The following is a 15,398-nucleotide window of genomic DNA, read 5'->3' as shown; positions in this document are numbered from 1 at the left end:
CTTAAACGATCGGCATTAGACTTTATTAAGTCGGCTTTTTAATACCTGCAATTTGAAAACGAAGCCGTTCGTGATGATCTTTTGAACGCCATATGGCAAAATATTGCCCATTAGCGGCAAGTTTTGTCTAAAGCCGTCAAGGTTATTGCCGATACAGATATCATGGAAAGTGAAGTTCACCCTATTTTGGTGCGTGCAGAAATCGTCTGCTGCCCTCAATAGATAGCTTTAACGACAGATAATAGAGTGCAGGTATGAAGCTACGAATTGTAGCAGCTTCATTGATAGTGGCGCTGAGCTCACCCTTGAGTCATGCAGATTTGGCTGATGTGGGAGAGCCCGTTCCAATATATACAGAAGCTGAACTGATTAATTTAATTGAGAATAATCAACACCTAGAGCGAGTGAAAGCTGATAAGTGCCAGTTAGTTGAAGATATCGTTGCTCGTGCAACACGTATTAGCTTGCCTTCTTATGAGTTTTTATACGGTGATATGCTGGCTTGGGGTGTGTGTGTTCCGCAAGATGTAGAGCTTGGTCTTTACTATATGGAAAACGCAGCACATCAAGGTTTACCAGCGGCACTCGAGCAGTTAGGACGTTATTATTCTCTTGGCACTTTGGTGCAGCAAGACAAAGAGCGTGCGATCCCGTATTTACGTGAAGCCGCCTCGATGGGTAACTTAAGTGCAAGTATCCACTTAGCGGAACTCTTGCTACGTGATTACGGTAGCCCGTTAGATTATGAAGATGCTTATCGCTGGTTATACAACTCGGTGACTGCGGATCAAAGGCAACATAAGCGTATAACTGTGCTTCGAAGCGGTTTAGAGCGGAGAATGCCAGACAACATTATCGCTCGAGCAAAACGTCGAGACGTGTTCTGGTAATTACAATTATTAATTAAGGTTGATGGTTAACGACTGCACTCTTTAACCATCTATCTTGATCGAGAAAGATATCGATATAAAAAGGCCTCATAGGTAAATACCTATGAGGCCTTTTTTGATCTGAACGGAAAGCCGTTTATTTCATTCGATGACGTTACTGAACAACTTCACCAGATTCAATTACCGTCTTACGAACGACTTTGGTGAAATCGAGTGCTTCTTGGCGAATTTGATCTTCATCGACCGTTAGCATGTCGCGATCTTGCATGATGATCTTGCCATCAACGATGGTGTGACGAACGTTCCCCGAGTTAGCTGAGTAAACTAATGCAGAGTATGGGTTGTACACAGGAACCATGTTTGGAGCCTTGGTGTCGATCACTATGATGTCGGCTAGCTTGCCTGCTTCAAGAGAGCCGATCTTATCTTCCATGTGTAGTGCTTTTGCTGCGCCCATTGTTGCCATGTCGATCACTTTGATCGGCGGCATTGCAGCACGATCTTTATTCACCAATTTGTGAACCTTAGCGACTTGGTTGAACTCATCAATGGTGCTCAATGTGTTACCAGACATTGGGCCATCAGTACCTAAACCGATACGTACATTTTTGTCATACATCTTAAGCGCAGGTGACACGCCTTTTGCTGACTTGATGTTGGCACTCATGTTGTGAGCTACGCCCATATCTGATTTTTTCACTAGCTCGATATCATGATCGTCTACTAGGATCATGTGTGCGCCAACTAAGTTTTTGTTTAGTGCACCAATGCTGTCCATGTATTGAACCGGAGATAAACCTTCAGCTCGTTTTGCAATTTTTTCTTCTTCACGATGAGATTCAGCTAAGTGAATCATTACTGGAACATCAAGTTCTAGAGAAAGCTTTGCTACTTTTTGAAGGACTTCGGTTGTGTTTGTGTAAGGGGCGTGAGGAGCAAATGCAGGCGTAATACGCGGGTGATCTTTATATTCTTCAATAAAGTTTAAAGCGTATTTAATACCTTCTTCCGCGTTTGCTGCATCAGCCACTGGGAATTTGATTACTGTTTCGCCTAATACTGCGCGCATACCAATTTTATCAACAGTTTTAGCGACTTCGTCTTCAAAGTAGTACATATCAGCGTAAGTAGTTACGCCACCTTTTACCATTTCAACGTTACCAAGGTTAGCGCCTATACGAACCATATCGCGAGACACTAACTTAGCTTCAAGTGGGAAGATGTAGCGGTGCAAGCGATCAGGCACATCATCGGCCAACGAACGGAAAACCGTCATGGATACGTGAGTATGAGTATTGATGAGACCTGGCATTACGATATCGCCATCAACGTCTAGCACTTGTTTAGCTTGGTACTGCTTCTCTAGTGAAGCATCGCCAACCGCAATGATTTTGTTGTCTTTGACCACAACAGTGCCGCTCTCGTAAACCGTTTTTTCTTGGTTCATGGTTAGAACCATGGCATCGGTTATCATCAGGTCAGCTTTTTCCATTGCTGAACTCGCAAATGGAAATAGAGCTAGGCTTGCCATCGCTGAAGCCAATAGGGTGCGTTTTAGTTTCATATCAGTACTCAGAACAGGTGTTGGTAAAGTGTGTGGATAATAGTGTATTTCATTCATGGCGCAAACGTTTGTTTTATCGTTTGCTTGAAATTTTGATGATTGCCCGCGTCTATGAAGTGATGTTTCACAAAGTGAAGATATGTATCAATCTTAGGTTATTTTAGGCTTTTCCAAAGCATATCTGTAGCTTACCTCTAGCATCAGATATACTAGGGGTAATATACCTTCCTTGCTTAAGCAGGCCCGCCTATGTCAAAAAACACACCAATGTCAGAAAACACGACAGCGACAACCACTGTTGATCCTTTTGCCGACCGAGAGTCGAAAAATTACGAAAACCCAGTACCAAGCCGTGAGTTCATTATTTCGTTTCTAACAGACGCGAATATTCCTATGAACCGCAACGATCTATTCGAAGCTTTGGGTTTGGCTGGAGAGGAACAATATGAAGGGCTGCGTCGTCGTTTACGTGCAATGGAACGTGATGGACAGCTTATCTTTACCCGTCGTCAGTGTTACGCATTGCCTGAGAAGATGGAATTGATTAAAGGCTTTGTGATTGGTCATAAAGACGGTCATGGTTGGGTACGCCCAGACGGCAGTGTGGGTAAAGACAATGATATCGTGCTGCCGCATCATCAGATGAAAACTATCATGCACGGTGATTACGTATTGGTTCAGCCTACTGACAACAGTAAGCGTGGCCGTCGTGAAGGCCGTTTGGTTCGTGTGCTTGAAGAGCGTAAAACGCCACTTGTTGGTCGCTTCTTCCTAGAGTACGGCCATTCTTATGTGGTTGCTGATGATTCGCGTATCAGTCACGACATCCAGATCCCAACTGAGCATAAAGGCGGTGCTCGAATGGGTAATGTGGTTGTGATTGAAATTACGGACCGTGGTGGTCGTTCTCGTAACATGATGGGTAAAGTGACCGAAGTTCTTGGTGAGAATATGGCTCCGGGTATGGAAACGCAGATTGCGATCCGTACTCACCAGATCCCACAAGAGTGGCCTGAAGCGGTAGATAAGCAAATCGAAAATCTTGGTGAGCATGTTCCTGAAGAAGCAAAAGAAGGACGTGTTGATCTGCGTAAATTGCCATTGGTTACTATCGATGGTGAAGATGCGCGTGACTTCGATGATGCGGTTTACTGTGAAGCGAAGAAAGGCGGCGGCTGGCGCCTATGGGTAGCGATTGCTGACGTAAGTTACTACGTTCGCCCAGAGACAGCGCTAGACAAAGAAGCGATTAACCGTGGTAACTCGGTATACTTTCCGTCACAAGTTGTCCCAATGCTGCCAGAAGTACTTTCAAATGGTTTGTGTTCATTGAACCCTCAAGTCGACCGTTTGTGTATGGTGTGTGAGATGACTATCTCAGACAAAGGTAAACTGTCAGGCTACAAGCACTACGAAGCAGTCATGAATTCTCATGCTCGTCTTACTTATAACAAAGTAGGCGCGATCTTAGATGGCAATGAAGAATTACGTGAACGTTACGAACCAGAAGTACCACATCTTGAAGAGCTTCATAAGATGTACAAGGTGCTTAAGAAAACGCGTGACGAACGTGGTGCGATTGAATTTGAAACGGTAGAAACTAAGTTTATCTTCAATGCGGATCGTAAGATTGACCGTATTGAGCCAGTAATCCGTAACGATGCACACAAGATCATCGAAGAATGTATGATTCTTGCGAATATCGCATCGGCATCTTATGTAGAAAAAGCAAAAGAGCCTGCGCTGTACCGTGTTCACGATACTCCGGGTGAAGAGCGCTTAATGGGCTTTAAGAGTTTCTTAAGTGAATTAGGTTTAACGCTGGAAGGTGGCCTGTCGCCATCTCCGGTAGATTATGCACAACTGATGCAGCAGATTAACGAACGTGAAGATCGTGAATTAATCCAAACTATGCTGCTGCGCTCAATGAAGCAAGCGGTATACAACGCGGATAACGCGGGTCACTTTGGTCTAGCTCTTAAACGCTATGCTCACTTTACCTCGCCAATTCGTCGTTACCCAGATTTGCTATTGCACCGTGCGATTAAGTACCTTATTGCGAAAGAAGAAGGCCGTAACAGCGAACGTTGGACGCCAACCGGTGGTTACCATTACACTTTCGATGATATGGATTTCTACGGCGAACAGTGTTCAATGACTGAGCGTCGTGCTGATGACGCTACACGTGAAGTGAACGACTGGCTGAAATGTGAATACATGCAAGACCATGTTGGCGAAGTGATGGATGGCGTGATTGCCAACGTAACTGGCTTCGGCTTCTTTGTGCGTCTAACGGAACTGCACATCGATGGTCTGGTACATATCTCAGCGCTAGCGAATGACTACTACCAATTTGATGCTGTTGGTCAGCGTCTGGTTGGTGAAAGTTCAGGCAATATCTACCGCTTGGGTGACTCGGTTAAAGTGAAGGTTTCGGCAGTTAACTTAGAAACTCGTCAAATCGACTTTGATTTAGAAGACACCGATCGTCAGCCGCGTGGTAAAGGTAAAACAGCCAAGAAGCGTGCTGCTGAAGCGATGAAAAAGGCGAAAAGCAAGAAGCGTTCAGCGATGAAGAGTAATAAGCCAGGTGTAGCAGCGAAGCCTTTGGTTGAACCAACTAAACGACCTGATGGAAGTAGCGAAAGCTCAGCTAAGAAGAAAAAGCCAGCGAATAAAACTGGTGCTGCTAAAGCTCGTGCAAAGAAAAAGCGTGCAGCAAGCCGTAAGCCAAAGGCTGATAAGTCTTAAGCTATCTTCATTACAGTGACGAGTAGGGCTTAAACGTCTAACGAATTTAAATGCGAGAGTATCAGGCGGAAGATGCATGCTCTCGAAATAAACAATACAGAGATGGGTGCATCGGGTTTGATGACATTCACCTCTGAGCAATAAGAGTAACCAGAGACAATGAGTAACGAATTTATTTACGGTATTCACGCGGTGAAAGCCGTACTAGAAAAAGATCCAGCACGTTTTATCGAAGCCTATGTACTGAAAGGGCGTCAAGACGATCGCCTGCTTCCATTACTGAATCAATTGCAGCAATTTGGCGTATCGATTCAACAAATGGGTCGTAAGCCGCTTGATGAAAAAGCACAAGGTGCGAATCACCAAGGTCTTATTGCTAAGGTGAAGCCTGCTAAGCAGCTTAATGAAACTCACCTAGACGATATCCTTGCGCAGCACGAACAGCCTCTGCTGTTGGTTCTAGACGGCGTAACAGACCCTCATAACCTAGGTGCTTGTCTGCGTAATGCGGATGCCGCGGGTGTTGCTGCTGTTATCGTACCGAAAGACCGCTCTTCGCCGCTAACGGCAACCGTAAGTAAGGTTGCTTGTGGCGCAGCTGAAACCGTTCCTCTAGTACGCGTAACCAACCTAGCTCGTACAATGCGTGCACTGCAAGAGCAGGGTGTATGGTTCGTGGGTACCGCAGGTGAAGCAACGCATGATATCTATCAAGCGAAGCTAACGGGTCCTCTTGCGGTAGTTATGGGTGCAGAAGGTGACGGGATGCGTCGTTTAACGCGTGAAACCTGTGATGACCTAATTAAGATTCCAATGTCAGGCAGCGTGTCAAGCCTAAACGTTTCGGTAGCATCAGGCATCTGTCTGTTCGAAGCGGTACGTCAGCGCCTAGCTCAATAGGGTTAAGCTGAGTCAAAAGGCAAAATGACCCTAAGTCTATGAATTTATTAACGCTCGCCTCTTGTTGGTGAGCGTTTCTTTTTAGGCTGTTATAGCAAAAGCCATCGGTTTGTCGGATGGCTAGATGGCGACAGAAAAACTGTTTCATTATTAGCCAAATACCGCTTGCCAATACCGGGTTCTTTCTATAATATTTGCCGTCCTTAAAACTCGGTCATTTTTCTTTAGTTCCTTGCTTCCCTTGGACGACCGAGCCTTTCGTGGAAGCTAATAATCCGTAAGGAGCAACCAAATGCGTCATTATGAAATCGTATTCATGGTTCACCCTGATCAAAGCGAGCAAGTTGCTGGCATGATCGAGCGTTACACTGGTTCAATCACTGAAGCTGGTGGTACTATCCACCGTCTAGAAGACTGGGGCCGCCGTCAAATGGCTTACCCAATCAACAAACTTCACAAAGCTCACTACGTTCTTATGAACGTTGAAGCTGGCCAAGAAGTGATGGACGAGCTAGAAACTGCTTTCCGTTTTAACGATGCAGTTCTACGTAACATGATCATGCGCACTAAAGGCGCTGTGACTGAGCAATCTATCATGCTTAAGCAAAAAGAAGAGCGTGCAGAGCGTGCTCCTCGTCGTGATGACCGTGAAGAACGTGCACCACGTCGTGAAGAAGAAGCTAAGCCAGAAGCTGCTGCTGAGTAATTCTTTTTTGGCCTTTTAGGTCATTAAATTTTATTCAACTCGTTTAGGTATTCTCACTACAAGCATTTGCTTAGACTTATTTATAAGTTCGTGTGAGTACCGCATTATTAAATTTAGATCAGGAGATAGCCCATGGCTCGTTTCTTCCGTCGTCGTAAATTCTGCCGTTTTACTGCAGAAGGCGTACAAGAGATTGACTACAAAGACGTAGCAACTCTAAAAAACTACATCACTGAAGCTGGTAAAATTGTACCTAGCCGTATCACTGGTACAAGTGCTAAATACCAACGTCAGCTAGCTCGCGCTATCAAGCGTTCTCGTTACCTAGCACTACTACCGTACACTGACAAGCATCAGTAATCGGTAATAGTTAATAATAGTTTAAGAGGACTAAGATAATGCAAGTTATTCTACTTGATAAGATCGGTAACCTAGGTGGCCTTGGCGACCAAGTAAACGTTAAATCTGGTTACGCTCGTAACTTCCTTATCCCACAGGGTAAAGCAGTTATGGCAACTAAAGACAACGTTGCTATGTTCGAAACTCGTCGTGCAGAACTAGAAGCTAAAGTTGCTGAGCAACTAGCTGCTTCAGAAGCTCGCGCTGAGAGCGTTAACACTCTAGAAGGCGTTACAATCGCTTCTAAAGCTGGTGACGAAGGTAAACTATTCGGTTCTATCGGTACTCGTGACATCGCTGACGCTATTACAGCGGCAGGTGTTGCAGTAGCTAAGAGCGAAGTACGCCTACCTGAAGGCGCTCTACGTAACATCGGCGAATTCGAAGTAAGCATCCAACTTCACTCTGAAGTTTTTGCTACTGCGAAAATCGCTATCGTTGCAGCTGAGTAATTTCAGTACCAAGACGAATTCTTTCTTTTGAAAGTTTTAAACACCAGCTTCGGCTGGTGTTTTTTTATGTCTGCAATATGAGTTTTAAGCTTTTTGGAACAGCGACGATTGCAGGAGTAGAAAGCACTAGAGAGGAGGGGGGCTTATATAGTAAAAAACGAGGGTGTTCTTTATCGATACACCGTTATACCCGCTCTCAAATTTAGAATTGAAAAAGTAGATTTACAGACAGTACAGAATCTTCTTTGTTCAACCCTTCAGGTACCTTGTCGTGGTACTGTCGAGAGTGAGCAATTTTTAGTGCGATATTGTCGGTAATATCGTTGATGGCTTCTAATTCAGTATCAAATTTTAGGTTGCTGTGGCCAGACACCAACGTCACATCGGCTTTGAGCTTCAAATTTTTCAATACCTGCCATGATGTATTTACATTGCCACGGAAAATCGCTTCTTCAACGATCTCTGGGAAGATGATGTCATCGTCGTCTAATTCATCGAGATTAGGCTCTTGGTAACGAAAACCCGGCCCCACTTCGACCTCCAACACAAACTCTTCTGTATTCGAAAACTGATAACCTAGACCGCTAGAAACGGTGTAGTCCTTAAAATAAGCACTGTATCGTGAATCGACCCCTTTAAAGCTGCCATAGAGGTAGGTTTTCGGACTTAACTTGTAGTCACTCTGAGCAGAATATGTCGATTGCCTTTTATCTTCTTCGCCATCTTTGTAGAGATTGTAATATTTCCATTCGCCACTGGTTCTATGACGGCCAGCCGTGTACTCACCGTTCAGGCGTGCATTCAGCGATCGAGAATCAGAATTACCAGTATGCGACTGATATCCAAATTCGACTTCAGTATTCAGTGGGTTCGGCAGTTCTGAATCACTCGGTGCGATATCCATATCTTTTTCTTCAGGTGTCGGTGCAACGACGATCGGCTCAGCAGCAGGTTCTGCTACCACTATCGAGTCGAGGATTGCATCAACAGAGGCTTTAGCATCATCCGCTAAGGCCGACGGAGTGCTCAGGAGACCGATGCTTAGAAGACTAGAGCTTAGAAGACCAGTGCTCAGAGCCAATAATTTGGACACGCATACCTCAGTTATACAGTGAATGAATGGAAGGATCGTAATGCTACCTTTGGTTAATTCCGTCAGCAATAGGTAAATTCTTGCTGAAGAATAAAACAAACTCATAGGATCGGATTACAAACGGATGTTCTTGGGTATAATGAACGATCATTATTAGTTATTGAGTGTAGTCATAGTGGATACCAAAAGTCAGAAATCAGCCAACGATCAGGTGGACGCCATCAAGGTCCCGCCACATTCATTAGAAGCTGAGCAATCTGTTATTGGCGGTTTGTTATTGGATAACGAACGCTGGGATACGGTGGCCGAAAAGGTTGTGGCCAAAGACTTTTATAGCCGTCCTCACCGTCTGATCTTTGAAGCGGTAAAGGATATCCTTGAAGAAAGCTCTCCTCTGGATCTTATTACACTCTCTGAACATTTAGAGCTGCGTGAGCAACTTGAAGAAGTGGGTGGCTTTGCTTACCTTGCTGACCTAGCGAAAAATACGCCAAGTGCGGCAAACATCAATGCCTATGCAGATATCGTGGCACAACGTGCATTGGTGCGTAGCCTGATTGGTGTGGCAAATGAAATTGCGGATTCTGGTTATGACCCTCAAGGTCGTACATCGGAAGAACTTGTTGATCTTGCTGAGAGTAAAGTTTTCGCGATTGCCGAAGGCCGAGCAAGTGAAAATGAAGGTCCACAAAACGTTGATAGCATTCTAGAGAAGACGCTAGAACGTATCGAAATCTTATATAAATCGCCACAAGATGGTGTGACAGGTGTCGATACGGGTTTCAACGACCTCAATAAGAAAACGGCAGGCCTTCAGGGTTCTGACTTAATCATTGTTGCTGCGCGTCCATCGATGGGTAAAACCACGTTTGCGATGAACCTATGTGAAAACGCAGCGATGAAGCAAGACAAGCCAGTGTTAATCTTCTCGCTAGAGATGCCAGCTGAACAGCTGATGATGCGTATGCTTGCATCACTTTCTCGCGTAGACCAAACCAAGATTCGTACCGGTCAGTTAGACGATGAAGATTGGGCTCGTATCTCGTCGAGTATGGGTATTCTGATGGATAAGAAGAATATGTATATCGATGACAGCTCGGGTCTAACGCCAACAGAAGTACGTTCTCGAGCTCGACGAATTGCTCGTGAGCATGATGGCATCTCTATGATCATGATAGATTACCTTCAATTAATGCGTGTACCTTCGTTATCTGATAACCGTACTCTAGAGATCGCCGAGATTTCTCGCTCATTGAAAGCACTAGCAAAAGAGCTCAACGTACCAGTTGTGGCACTTTCTCAGCTTAACCGTTCCCTAGAGCAGCGTGCTGATAAGCGCCCAGTAAACTCGGATTTGCGTGAATCAGGTTCGATCGAGCAAGATGCCGACTTAATCATGTTTATCTATCGTGATGAGGTTTATAACCCAGATAGTTCATTGAAAGGCATCGCTGAGATCATCCTTGGTAAGCAACGTAACGGCCCGATCGGTTCGGTTCGTCTTACATTCCAAGGTCAACATTCCCGATTTGATAACTATGCAGGTCCTGCATTTGATGATGAGTAATCACTAATGACTTACATGAAAGCAGCGACGGCGAGTATTGACTTAAACGCGCTTGAACACAACCTGAACCAGATAAAGTCGAAGGCTCCTCATTGCAAGGTAATGTCTGTTGTGAAAGCCAATGGCTACGGACATGGCTTACTGCATATAGCCAAGCATTCAAAAAGCTCTGATGCTTTTGGTGTGGCGCGTATTGAAGAAGCATTACAGCTTCGTGCTGGTGGCATTGTTAAACCTATTTTGTTGCTAGAGGGGTTTTATTCTTCGGGCGATTTACCCATCCTGGTGACCAATAACATCCAAACGGTAGTGCATTGCGAAGAGCAATTAAGCGCGCTAGAGAATGCAGAGTTGGAAACACCTGTTGTGGTTTGGCTAAAAGTCGACAGTGGTATGCATCGCCTAGGTGCTCGTCCTGAGCAATACCAAAACTTTGTTGAGCGCTTACATCAATGTGCGAATGTCGCTAAACCTCTGCGCTACATGAGCCACTTCGGTTGTGCTGATGAACTTGATAGAGCAACCACCGTTGAACAGACCGAGCTTTTCTTATCGCTCACCGACGGTTGTGAAGGTGAGCGTTCACTTGCTGCTTCTGCGGGTCTATTAGCTTGGCCAGACAGCCATCTTGATTGGGTTCGCCCGGGAATTATCTCTTACGGTGTTTCTCCTTTTGCTGATAAATCAGCGCAAGATCTTGGCTTTTATCCTGTAATGACTTTGACCTCTCACCTGATAGCCGTTCGTGATGTTAAAGCGGGTGAAAGTGTGGGCTATGGCGGTAACTGGACCAGTGAGCGAGATACCAAGGTTGGTGTGATCGCGATAGGTTATGGTGATGGTTATCCTCGCACTGCTCCTAACGGCACTCCAGTATTCGTTAACGGCCGAAAAGTACCGATCGCAGGACGTGTATCAATGGACATGTTAACGGTTGATCTTGGCCCTGATGCGGCAGATAAAGTCGGTGATGAAGCAACATTATGGGGTAAAGATTTACCTTCAGAAGAAGTCGCAGAACATATCGGCACTATCGCTTACGAGCTGGTCACTAAGCTGACTTCGCGTGTTGCGATGGAGTACGTGAAGTAGCTAATACGAAGTAACTATGGATCCTATAAGTAAATGATGTTCATACGAACGACTCGACACTGGTTAATGTCTGCAATGGTATTACTCGGTGTCAGCTTGTCTTCTCCCGCTGTGAGTGAAGAAAAAGATTCAGCCTTTGTTCCTTTCTATTTTAGTACTGAAACCATGGGTAATACCTTTGGGGTTGCTGGTGTCGCAAAGGGTGCTTGGCAACCTCAAGCCGCTCTGTTTGGCATGGCGCTTTATTCAGATAAAGACAGCTACGTCGGTTTCTTATCAGCCTTTAACTTCGCACTGTCTGAGAACGTATTGTTCAGTACTCAGATGTACCAAGCTCGCTTTAACGAAAACCCGTATTACATTGGCTCTCAAGGCGATAATGATTCATCCATTGATGATAAAACCATTGCTGACGGCTTAGAAGAAAACTATCAGGTTGAGTTTAAGTATCTGCTGCCTTGGGGCAATGTTGCAGAGCATGGCTTGCTAGGAGCTTTCCAACCTATCAAAGATGTGAGCTTTGCTTCCCCATTAGAGTCGGGTGTCAGTTCGATTGTCTTTACGCCTTTTTATACGGCTCGTGAGCTAGAAGGCTTAAACAATAGCGAACAAGCGACAGGTTTTAGTTTGGCGTTTGATTGGGATAACCGTGATAGCACACGCAACCCAACCAAGGGATCTCATACCAATCTTGAGTTTACTACCGGCGCTGAAAGTTGGTCTAACGATGACTTATGGCTGAAGTGGACATTCCAAAACAGTCAGTATTTTGCATTGGGTCCTTTGGGGAACTTATTCGATCAACAAGTCGTGGCATTTGATGTCTATACCGCTGACACGCCTACGTGGGGCAACTGTTCCGGGAAAAATTGTGCTCGTCCACCGGAAACAGAGCAAGCTCGACTCGGTGGCTTATATCGCTTAAGAGGTTATACCGGAGGCCGTTACCACGGTCGTTCTGCTATTCACTACTCTGCGGAATATCGAGTGCTTCCTGATTGGCAACCATTGGCCGATATCCCACTGATTAACTACTACGATTTGCCTTGGTGGCAGTGGGTGGCGTTTGCTGAAGTCGGGCGTGTTGCTGATGAGTACGATATCAAAACACTGCACACAGACATGAAATGGAGCCTAGGCGGGGCAGTTCGTTTCCAGGTTGAAGGCATTGTTGTACGTGCTGAATTAGCGCGAGGCGGTGATGAAGGGACCTTTAGGGTTATGATAAACCAGCCTTTCTAATTCTGGTTTTACCAACTCGACTCTCTTATATTTTTAAAGGGTGACACATAACTGTGTCACCCTTTTTGTTTTCTACCATTATGTTTGTTAAGCGGTATTTCACTGTTGATGACTTAACGTTACTCACCTTGAATGGTCGCAATAACGGTACGGCTTCCACCACAATCTCGGTGTTCACCTAAGTAAATGCCCTGCCATGTCCCCAAAGCTAAACGCCCATTGGTAATCGGAATTGTCACACTGGTGCCTAGTGTCGATGCTTTAATGTGAGCGGGCATGTCATCATCACCTTCGTAGGTGTGCTTGTAGTAGGGGGCTCGTTCGGGCACAAACTTATTAAAGTGTGATTCCATATCGGCGCGGACAGTAGGGTCTGCGTTCTCATTTAGCGTAAGGCTAGCAGAAGTATGCTGAATGAATAGATGTAATAAACCAACAGACAGTGAATGGATATCGGATATCTGTTGTTCAATTTCATCAGTGATGAGATGAAATCCACGTTTTTGTGCGTGTAGGTGTATCGTCTTCTGAATCCACATACGCCATCCTCTATAATGTATTTGGAAAAAAAGTGGTTTAACGCTATCTTTTGAACTTGAATTTATCAGGTTTCGCTCACATTTAATGATGTGAGCGCTAGAGTCAGTACCGATTCTTCTATCAGGAAATCTAATTCTGATTTATCTCAAGGTACCGCTCTTCATATGCGGCATAATACGTCGTGAAAAAAAATTACAAAGAATCTTTCAGTGGTGATGCGATTTGGTCATCATAGAAAAATATAAACTTTCGCCTAATCGGGGGTTCTATTCATCACTTTGGTGACGTCTAGAATAAAACCTACAGTAACATCGGGATAGATACCATGTTGAAAAATATCAACCCAACGCAAACACAAGCGTGGAAAGCTCTAACTGCACATTTTGAGTCTGCTCAAGATATGGATATGAAAGAGCTATTTGCTCAAGATGCAAAGCGTTTCGAGAGCTTTTCTACTCGTTTCGGTTCAGACATCTTAGTGGATTACTCTAAGAACCTTATCGACGCTGAAACTATGCAGCACCTATTTGCTCTTGCGAACGAGACTGAAGTTAAGTCTGCAATCGAAGCAATGTTCGGCGGTGATGCAATCAACAAGACTGAAGGTCGTTCAGTTCTTCACACTGCGTTACGTAACCGTAGCGACAAGCCAGTAATGGTTGATGGCAAAGACGTAATGCCAGCAGTGAACGCAGTACTAGCAAAAATGGAATTGTTCACACACCGTATCGTTTCTGGTGAGTGGAAAGGTTACACAGGTAAAGAGATCACTGATGTAGTCAACATCGGTATCGGCGGTTCAGACCTTGGTCCATACATGGTAACTGAAGCACTTACGCCATACAAAACTCGCCTAAACATGCACTTTGTTTCTAACGTAGACGGCACTCACATCGTTGAGACACTTAAGCCTCTTAACCCAGAAACAACACTGTTCCTAGTGGCATCTAAGACATTTACCACTCAAGAAACAATGACGAACGCACACTCTGCGCGTGATTGGTTCTTGGCTGAAGCGGGCGATTCAGCACACGTTGCTAAGCACTTCGCAGCACTATCAACAAACGCGGCTTCAGTTGCTGAGTTTGGTATTGATACTGACAACATGTTCGAATTCTGGGATTGGGTAGGCGGTCGTTACTCACTATGGTCAGCGATCGGTCTTTCTATCTCACTATCTATCGGCTTCGATAACTTCGCTGAGCTACTCGATGGCGCACATGAGATGGATAACCACTTTGCTTCAACGGAATTTGAAAGCAACATTCCAGTGATCCTTGCGTTAATTGGTGTTTGGTACAACAACTTCCACGGCGCTGAGTCAGAAGCAATCCTACCTTACGATCAATACATGCACCGTTTTGCTGCTTACTTCCAGCAAGGTAACATGGAATCTAACGGTAAATTCGTTGACCGTGAAGGTAACCCAGTAGAGTACCAAACAGGCCCTATCATCTGGGGTGAACCTGGTACAAACGGTCAGCACGCGTTCTACCAACTGATTCACCAAGGCACTAAGCTGATCCCATCAGACTTCATTGCTCCGGCTATCAGCCACAACCCAGCATCTGATCACCACCAGAAGCTAATGTCTAACTTCTTTGCTCAAACTGAAGCGCTAGCTTTCGGTAAGACAAAAGAGACAGTAGAAGCTGAATTCCTAGCGGCTGGCAAAACAGCTGAAGAAGTTGCTGAGCTAGTACCTTTCAAAGTATTTGAAGGTAACCGCCCAACGAACTCTATTCTTGTTAAGCAAATCAACCCTCGCTCTTTAGGTAACCTAATCGCGATGTACGAGCACAAGATCTTCGTTCAAGGCGTTATCTGGAACATCTTCAGCTTCGACCAATGGGGCGTAGAACTTGGTAAGCAACTAGCAAACCAAATTCTTCCAGAGCTTGCAGACGATGCACAAGTAACGTCTCACGACAGCTCTACTAACGGTCTAATCAACGCATTTAAAGCGCTGAAAGCTTAAGACTGTTTAAGTCACACCAAGTCATAACTGTAAACGCCAACCTTTCGGTTTAATGCCGTTCGGATAAGCATTATTGCTTGAACCTGAACGGATATTTGGCTGGGACAAAGAGGACTGAACGTGGAAACGTTCGGTCCTTTCTTTTATCTGGAAGAATGAAGTGACTCAAACTGTCTCTCATCCTTTTCAGTTTTACAGGTAGAGTTCCGTCTGGGCTTAAAGCT

13 protein-coding genes and 1 pseudogene are annotated in these 15,398 nt (G+C 45.0%); 10 read left to right on the top strand and 4 right to left on the bottom strand.

The annotated features are described in order from the left end of the window. Positions 1-254: 254 nt before the first annotated feature. A complete protein-coding gene (gene motX / locus AB4180_RS21375; protein ID WP_009847886.1) occupies positions 255-890 on the top strand; it encodes a flagellar protein MotX in 636 nt (211 codons plus the stop codon). A 154-nt stretch (positions 891-1,044) separates the two neighbouring features. On the opposite strand, the gene AB4180_RS21370 is transcribed toward motX, so the two are convergent. After that, positions 1,045-2,454 (bottom strand): amidohydrolase, encoded by a 1,410-nt coding sequence (locus AB4180_RS21370; protein WP_102250406.1) that lies wholly within the window; start codon positions 2,452-2,454, stop codon positions 1,045-1,047. Between the two features lie 249 nt (positions 2,455-2,703). Between AB4180_RS21370 and rnr the strand changes: the two genes are divergently transcribed. From rnr to rplI, 5 genes are all read left to right on the top strand, one after another. Then, complete coding sequence (gene rnr, locus AB4180_RS21365; protein WP_102250407.1) at positions 2,704-5,205, top strand: ribonuclease R; 2,502 nt, start codon at positions 2,704-2,706, stop codon at positions 5,203-5,205. A 159-nt stretch (positions 5,206-5,364) separates the two neighbouring features. After that, positions 5,365-6,105, top strand: coding sequence for a 23S rRNA (guanosine(2251)-2'-O)-methyltransferase RlmB (rlmB, locus tag AB4180_RS21360; RefSeq protein WP_004735856.1), 741 nt, complete (start codon positions 5,365-5,367; stop codon positions 6,103-6,105). A 292-nt stretch (positions 6,106-6,397) separates the two neighbouring features. Beyond that, positions 6,398-6,811: a 30S ribosomal protein S6 gene (rpsF, locus tag AB4180_RS21355; RefSeq protein ID WP_004735855.1), complete on the top strand. Its 414-nt coding sequence runs from the start codon at positions 6,398-6,400 to the stop codon at positions 6,809-6,811. 132 nt (positions 6,812-6,943) lie between these two features. Then, complete coding sequence (rpsR, locus tag AB4180_RS21350) at positions 6,944-7,171, top strand: 30S ribosomal protein S18 (protein ID WP_000090472.1); 228 nt, start codon at positions 6,944-6,946, stop codon at positions 7,169-7,171. Between the two features lie 38 nt (positions 7,172-7,209). Continuing rightward, the gene (gene rplI, locus AB4180_RS21345) at positions 7,210-7,662 is read left to right on the top strand and encodes a 50S ribosomal protein L9 (protein ID WP_009847890.1); all 453 of its coding nucleotides are present in this window, start codon (positions 7,210-7,212) and stop codon (positions 7,660-7,662) included. A gap of 202 nt (positions 7,663-7,864) precedes the next feature. Here rplI and AB4180_RS21340 read toward each other — a convergent pair whose 3' ends face one another. Continuing rightward, positions 7,865-8,755, bottom strand: coding sequence for a DUF481 domain-containing protein (locus AB4180_RS21340; protein WP_102250408.1), 891 nt, complete (start codon positions 8,753-8,755; stop codon positions 7,865-7,867). Positions 8,756-8,930: 175 nt separating this feature from the next. On the opposite strand from AB4180_RS21340, the gene AB4180_RS21335 reads away from it, so the two are divergent. The 3 genes from AB4180_RS21335 to AB4180_RS21325 are packed head-to-tail and all read left to right on the top strand — an operon-like array spanning position 8,931 to position 12,656. Then, complete coding sequence (locus AB4180_RS21335) at positions 8,931-10,322, top strand: replicative DNA helicase (protein ID WP_009847892.1); 1,392 nt, start codon at positions 8,931-8,933, stop codon at positions 10,320-10,322. Between the two features lie 6 nt (positions 10,323-10,328). Then, positions 10,329-11,414, top strand: coding sequence for an alanine racemase (gene alr, locus AB4180_RS21330; RefSeq protein ID WP_017097257.1), 1,086 nt, complete (start codon positions 10,329-10,331; stop codon positions 11,412-11,414). 36 nt (positions 11,415-11,450) lie between these two features. Beyond that, entirely contained in the window at positions 11,451-12,656 is a 1,206-nt protein-coding gene (locus AB4180_RS21325) for a BamA/TamA family outer membrane protein (RefSeq protein ID WP_032500717.1), read from the top strand. A gap of 119 nt (positions 12,657-12,775) precedes the next feature. Here the strand turns inward: AB4180_RS21325 and AB4180_RS21320 are convergent, their stop codons facing one another. Further along, positions 12,776-13,195 (bottom strand): secondary thiamine-phosphate synthase enzyme YjbQ, encoded by a 420-nt coding sequence (locus AB4180_RS21320; protein WP_017103354.1) that lies wholly within the window; start codon positions 13,193-13,195, stop codon positions 12,776-12,778. Between the two features lie 326 nt (positions 13,196-13,521). Here AB4180_RS21320 and pgi point away from each other — a divergent pair, with 326 nt between their 5' ends. Continuing rightward, positions 13,522-15,174: a glucose-6-phosphate isomerase gene (gene pgi, locus AB4180_RS21315; RefSeq protein ID WP_009847896.1), complete on the top strand. Its 1,653-nt coding sequence runs from the start codon at positions 13,522-13,524 to the stop codon at positions 15,172-15,174. Positions 15,175-15,244: 70 nt separating this feature from the next. Here pgi and AB4180_RS21310 read toward each other — a convergent pair. Further along, a pseudogene (locus AB4180_RS21310) lies at positions 15,245-15,398 on the bottom strand (IS4 family transposase); the annotation flags it as partial.

It is taken from the genome of Vibrio sp. 10N.286.49.C3 (assembly GCF_041469545.1).
GTDB lineage: Bacteria > Pseudomonadota > Gammaproteobacteria > Enterobacterales > Vibrionaceae > Vibrio > Vibrio tasmaniensis_A.
This window is presented reverse-complemented; position numbering and strand designations above follow the sequence as displayed.

Coding starts and splice junctions, on each gene's coding strand:
- motX (WP_009847886.1), top strand. CDS start 255: ATGAAGCTACGAATTGTAGCAGCTTCATTGATAGTGGCGCTGAGCTCA.
- AB4180_RS21370 (WP_102250406.1), bottom strand. CDS start 2,454: ATGAAACTAAAACGCACCCTATTGGCTTCAGCGATGGCAAGCCTAGCT.
- rnr (WP_102250407.1), top strand. CDS start 2,704: ATGTCAAAAAACACACCAATGTCAGAAAACACGACAGCGACAACCACT.
- rlmB (WP_004735856.1), top strand. CDS start 5,365: ATGAGTAACGAATTTATTTACGGTATTCACGCGGTGAAAGCCGTACTA.
- rpsF (WP_004735855.1), top strand. CDS start 6,398: ATGCGTCATTATGAAATCGTATTCATGGTTCACCCTGATCAAAGCGAG.
- rpsR (WP_000090472.1), top strand. CDS start 6,944: ATGGCTCGTTTCTTCCGTCGTCGTAAATTCTGCCGTTTTACTGCAGAA.
- rplI (WP_009847890.1), top strand. CDS start 7,210: ATGCAAGTTATTCTACTTGATAAGATCGGTAACCTAGGTGGCCTTGGC.
- alr (WP_017097257.1), top strand. CDS start 10,329: ATGACTTACATGAAAGCAGCGACGGCGAGTATTGACTTAAACGCGCTT.
- AB4180_RS21325 (WP_032500717.1), top strand. CDS start 11,451: ATGTTCATACGAACGACTCGACACTGGTTAATGTCTGCAATGGTATTA.
- AB4180_RS21320 (WP_017103354.1), bottom strand. CDS start 13,195: ATGTGGATTCAGAAGACGATACACCTACACGCACAAAAACGTGGATTT.
- pgi (WP_009847896.1), top strand. CDS start 13,522: ATGTTGAAAAATATCAACCCAACGCAAACACAAGCGTGGAAAGCTCTA.